The organism is Vibrio sp. V43_P6S15P86, assembly GCF_009904725.1.
Taxonomy (GTDB): domain Bacteria; phylum Pseudomonadota; class Gammaproteobacteria; order Enterobacterales; family Vibrionaceae; genus Vibrio; species Vibrio diabolicus.
The window spans coordinates 1-4,503 of the sequence record NZ_WXWT01000161.1; the positions used below are offsets into that span (position 1 = coordinate 1).

Consider the following 4,503-nt stretch of genomic DNA (forward strand, 5'->3'; position numbering starts at 1 on the left):
CCTTATCCCTGCGGGGCTAGTACGTAAAAAAAATGACATACCGAGTAATTGGTATGTCATTTCTTTCTTAATTCGCATTATACGCTTTTTATGTTACGGGCTATCTCTTCAAAGCGATTCTCTTTCCTGTCATGTACGCAGCAAGCTGCGACAATGAGAAAGTCTTTCGCCCACCCTTTGCGCGTTCTAGGCCGTTGGCAAACCACTCAACATAAACACGAATATAATGCGCACTGTAATAGTGGTTCCTGTGGACTTGCAATCACTAAAGCCAATCCGGCACAAACCATTGAAATGCTTGATAATCCAAGTCCGTTATACTTTTTTGCAATGCTTTCCCACATGCTTTTTATCGCTGGATTTTCATTGCGATCAGCGTGACATCCTAGTAACGCGATCTCAGGGTCTATACCTGCGCCGTGTGCGAGAAAAACTGCTTCTTCATCAGTAAGTTGTCTAACACCTTTGCGAATTTTACTAATCTTCGGCGGGTCTAGATTCAAATCGTGCGCAACCTGCTTATCTTGTACGTAGTTTTTCGCCTTTTTGTAGGCGTTAATTAGTTCAGCTGTGTACATAAGAACCTCCATTTCTTCTCATTGTAGCCACAAAGTTGCCATAAATCGCATCTTGCAGTTGCCATTTTTCGCAACTAGGATTGCCATAAATCGCAATTAAGACCGCCTAGCTCTGGGCGTTTGCCCTTGACGCTTTCGCGCTTGGCTTTGGCGGTCGTTCTCTCAACTAGTCAAGGTGTTGCTATGAAAAAACTTCCTACTGAAAATGCGATCATTATCGATACAGAAACTACTGGCTTAGGAGCTGACGCAGAAATTGTTGAGTTCACTGCTATCTGTGCTGATTCCGGCAAAGTTATCGTTAATGAACTTGTTAAACCAACGTGTTCGATTCCTGCTGACGCTACAGCTATTCATGGCATCACCAATGAAGACGTTAAAGACGCGCCCGACTTTCATCTGATGTTCTCCAACCGTTTTCTTCCACTTCTTAACGGTCGTCCCATTATCATCTACAACTCAGATTTTGATACACGCTTAATTATCCAGTCTTTGGATAAGCACTGTAACGCCGCTTACGTTCAATCCGTTCACGATTTGTTTTTCAAGTTCTGTGTTCCTCAGTGCGCAATGCTTTGGTACGCAGAGTTTTACGGTGTTTGGAATGAATATCATGAGGACTACAAGTGGCAATCTCTTACTAATGCCTGCGCCCAACAGCATGTTGATGTGTCCGACTTAATCGCACACCGAGCCCTGGCCGATTGTGAAATGACTCGTCGATTGATTCATGCCGTTAACTCAAAGATTGAATACCAAAACAATCAAAAGTGTGACCGCGTCACGGGTTTTAAGGCATAACCGATGCGTGAACTTGTTATTGATTTAGCGTCCGGCAAACAAGAATGGATTGATTTTGTTCCTGTCCATTCTTGGGCTTCATGTGAGCATATTCCTGACAACTTATTCGACCATCGTTTTGAGTACGTGGACCACAGATTCACAACGCCTGAGGATTTCATTCCGTTAGCAGTGAAATCGGCAATGAGTGCGTCAATCTACTCACACGACCTGTCAGATTTTATTGAGCGCCCTACTTCTAACCCTTGTTTGGACTTGCCGAAGTCATTACACCGTAACGGCGACTTCGCTCGACACATGACACGCGCTTACACCGACATTCTGAAAACACGCAACGCTTTGGAAGCAGTTCGCGCAGTTAACGACGCTCACGACCGTTTGACTGAGCACGGCTACAGCTACGCGATGTCAGATGAGCAAATTACCAATTTAGCCAAGCGCAAATCACGCGACTTTTCTCGTGTGTTAAGTGCAATTCCGCTCGAAGAATCACAAGCGCGTTTTGATAAAGCGTGTCAGCTTCTTGATTCATTAGGCTTGGCATTCTCACCTGAGCAAATTCAATACGCAGAAAACAACTGTGAGCTTTTCGCATTGGTAAACCGTGCGCTTGATGAACATTGGCTTGTTCGTCAGCTTCGCCGTAAATGTGCTTACGAGGTTGAATGTGTCGCGCGTGATTTAGCGCTTGTTCAACGCCGTAAGCAAGTTTACTGCTCGGATTTTTCTCTAAACCGTCAACGTGACCGCAATACTTCTAACCGTATCGCGCTAGAAAACACGATTGCTTACGATGAGGCTGACCCGTCTAACTACTTCACACTCAGCGAACTATCCGCTAAATCGGTTTCTAACGCTGAGATTCGCCGCGCTGAAATGTTCGTTCGTCTGCGTGGCTTTGAGGAAATCGCTCAAGAATCGAATCACGATGCGGTGTTCTTCACGGTAACGGCTCCGTCTCGTTTTCACTCTGTTTCTAAAGGCGACATCAACCCGAAATGGCTTGAAGCTGGCAAGCCTGACGCGAAAGCAGCTCACGCTTACCTAATGGGCGTTTGGGCGAATCTTCGTAAGTCGATTGATAAGAGCAAAATCAAGGTTTACGGGATGCGTATTGTTGAGCCTCACCAAGACGGTACGCCACATCACCACTTGTTGCTTTTCATGGAAAAATCCGCACGCAAGTTTGTAACGTCTGAGTTTCGTCGTCTCGCTATGGCTGACTCGCCTGACGAAAAAGGTGCAAAGAAAGCCCGTTTCAAAGCCGAAGTTATCGACTGGTCGCAAGGTTCAGCCGTTGGTTATGTCGCTAAGTACCTGAGTAAAAACATCGACGGTCAGCACATTGATTCTGACAAAGGCTCGTCTTTGTCAGGCTCAGATGCGGCGGAACGTGTCGTAACTTGGGCGCGTGTGAATCAAATTCGTCAATTTCAATTTATTGGTGGTCCATCTGTCACGGTATGGCGTGAGCTTCGTCGTCTTCGTGATGAATTCAAAGAGGACGATGCTTTGTTTACAGATTTATCTCAAGACGAACACTTTCTATTAGAAAAGGTTCGCCGCTCTGCTGATGAGGGCGACTGGAAAGCGTTTTGTTACGCAATGGGCGGTGTGTTCGTTAAGCGCAAAGACCAACCAGTAAAAGCGGAATATTCCGTTTCAACCTCTATCGAAAAACTGATTGCTTCGGGCGGTGAATACTCATCGACTCGCTACGGCGATATGGCTCAAGCACGTTTGAATGGCTTGATGTTCCATAAGATTTTTATCGCGACTCGCTTCCGTACTTGGAAGACCGAGAACAAGCAACAATTCATCCGTGCTCAACAAGGCATCATGTCTAACGTGGTCGATTACTTCGACGCGCTAGAACGTGAAAAAGAATACGAGCGCATGTATGACGACCTTTACGAGCAATACGAAAAACACCTAGCGCTCTATGACGAAATGGAAGCGCTGTTGCTCACCGACCCTCAGGAAATTAATGCGTCGTGTTGGGTGGGCGCAGCCCCGCCCGACATGATGCATTAATTTCCCTTGGACTTGTGTCAATAACTGTCATTTCAATTTTCAACTAACCAACAACGTAAAAATAAGGGCAAAACACTATGAGAATGGAAGGTTTAATTCTAGATGTTTCGGACATCGTTCAAGAAACCAAAACAGACCGTAACGGCGAACAAAAGCAAAACGGCAAGCTGCGTCTTATCACGACCAACCCAACAGACACTATTGAAGTGCGCGTGTCTCCTGAGCTTTGGGAAAACGGCAAGGCTGGCGAACTGCTCAAGCGTTGTGTGGGTAGTCGCATGATGTTTGATGTGGAACACAAGAAATTCAGCTTTGGTAACGATGAGGGTAAACACGTCTCTATCGACGGTTTCCACCTCTACGCCCTACCTCAATTAAACGAAAAGTAAGGGCTAAATCATGACCGAGACGCAATTTGCAGAGCTAATGGCTCGACTCGATAACTTTCAGTTAATGGTGTTCTTAGGCATTTGCTTCTTGTTAGTTGCGCTCGGTTGGATGGTCGGAGGGCAACGATAAATGCTGTCAATAGAGTTCATGCTCGGCTGTTTTGGGGCAGCATTTATCCTTGGCTTCTCGATTGGTTTCCACATTCTTGGATTCAAGAAAGCGGCTGAGGTTTCAACTTCTTCATAAACAACACATAGGAAATAAGACTATGGAAAAGCAAAGCAAAGTACGCGCAGCAATGGCTAAGTCTGGCGCAGTAGTAACAACAAAACGTGCGACATTTGGTGGTGCACTCCTCATGGCTGCATCTGGTGCACATGCAGCATTGCCAGAACAGGCAGCGCAAGCATTCGCTGATTTAAGCACGTTTGTTACTGACATGCTCGCCTCTACTTGGACCATCGCTGTTCCACTAACGGTTGGTTTCATTGGCATCAAGCTATTCAAGAAAGGTGCAAACAAAGCAACGTAATTCTAACGACTATTTTATACACCCATTGGTCAACGCCTCCGAATGGGGGCGTTATTTTTCACGAGGAAGATTTACAAATGAACATTAAACAAAGCATAGCGTCACTGATTATTTTACTGGGTGTTTTGTTTAGTGCTTTTAATGTAAGTGCTGCTCAACCTACTTACG

5 protein-coding genes are annotated in these 4,503 nt (G+C 45.6%); 4 read left to right on the forward strand and 1 reads right to left on the reverse strand.

Annotated elements, in window-relative coordinates; translation table 11 throughout:
• Positions 1–206 precede the first annotated feature (206 nt).
• The gene (locus tag CAG69_RS07125) at positions 207–578 is read right to left on the reverse strand and encodes a DUF3693 domain-containing protein (protein ID WP_089183816.1); all 372 of its coding nucleotides are present in this window, start codon (positions 576–578) and stop codon (positions 207–209) included.
• Positions 579–761: 183 nt separating this feature from the next.
• Between CAG69_RS07125 and CAG69_RS07130 the strand changes: the two genes are divergently transcribed.
• The 4 genes from CAG69_RS07130 to CAG69_RS07145 all read left to right on the forward strand — a co-directional run bounded on the left by CAG69_RS07130 (position 762) and on the right by CAG69_RS07145 (position 4,335).
• Positions 762–1,379: a 3'-5' exonuclease gene (locus CAG69_RS07130; protein WP_161443425.1), complete on the forward strand. Its 618-nt coding sequence runs from the start codon at positions 762–764 to the stop codon at positions 1,377–1,379.
• 3 nt (positions 1,380–1,382) lie between these two features.
• Positions 1,383–3,413 carry a replication endonuclease gene (locus CAG69_RS07135; RefSeq protein ID WP_140068637.1) on the forward strand — a complete coding sequence of 677 codons (2,031 nt, stop codon included), beginning with the start codon at positions 1,383–1,385 and terminating at the stop codon, positions 3,411–3,413.
• Positions 3,414–3,496: 83 nt separating this feature from the next.
• Positions 3,497–3,802, forward strand: coding sequence for a chemotaxis protein (locus CAG69_RS07140; protein ID WP_080338727.1), 306 nt, complete (start codon positions 3,497–3,499; stop codon positions 3,800–3,802).
• A 269-nt stretch (positions 3,803–4,071) separates the two neighbouring features.
• Positions 4,072–4,335: a major coat protein gene (locus tag CAG69_RS07145; RefSeq protein WP_161443427.1), complete on the forward strand. Its 264-nt coding sequence runs from the start codon at positions 4,072–4,074 to the stop codon at positions 4,333–4,335.
• Positions 4,336–4,503: the final 168 nt, after the last annotated feature.

Bases quoted from the DNA above. Each gene is read 5' to 3' on its own strand.
- CAG69_RS07125 (WP_089183816.1), bottom strand. From the start codon at position 578: ATGTACACAGCTGAACTAATTAACGCCTACAAAAAGGCGAAAAACTAC.
- CAG69_RS07130 (WP_161443425.1), top strand. From the start codon at position 762: ATGAAAAAACTTCCTACTGAAAATGCGATCATTATCGATACAGAAACT.
- CAG69_RS07140 (WP_080338727.1), top strand. From the start codon at position 3,497: ATGGAAGGTTTAATTCTAGATGTTTCGGACATCGTTCAAGAAACCAAA.
- CAG69_RS07145 (WP_161443427.1), top strand. From the start codon at position 4,072: ATGGAAAAGCAAAGCAAAGTACGCGCAGCAATGGCTAAGTCTGGCGCA.
- CAG69_RS07135 (WP_140068637.1), top strand. From the start codon at position 1,383: ATGCGTGAACTTGTTATTGATTTAGCGTCCGGCAAACAAGAATGGATT.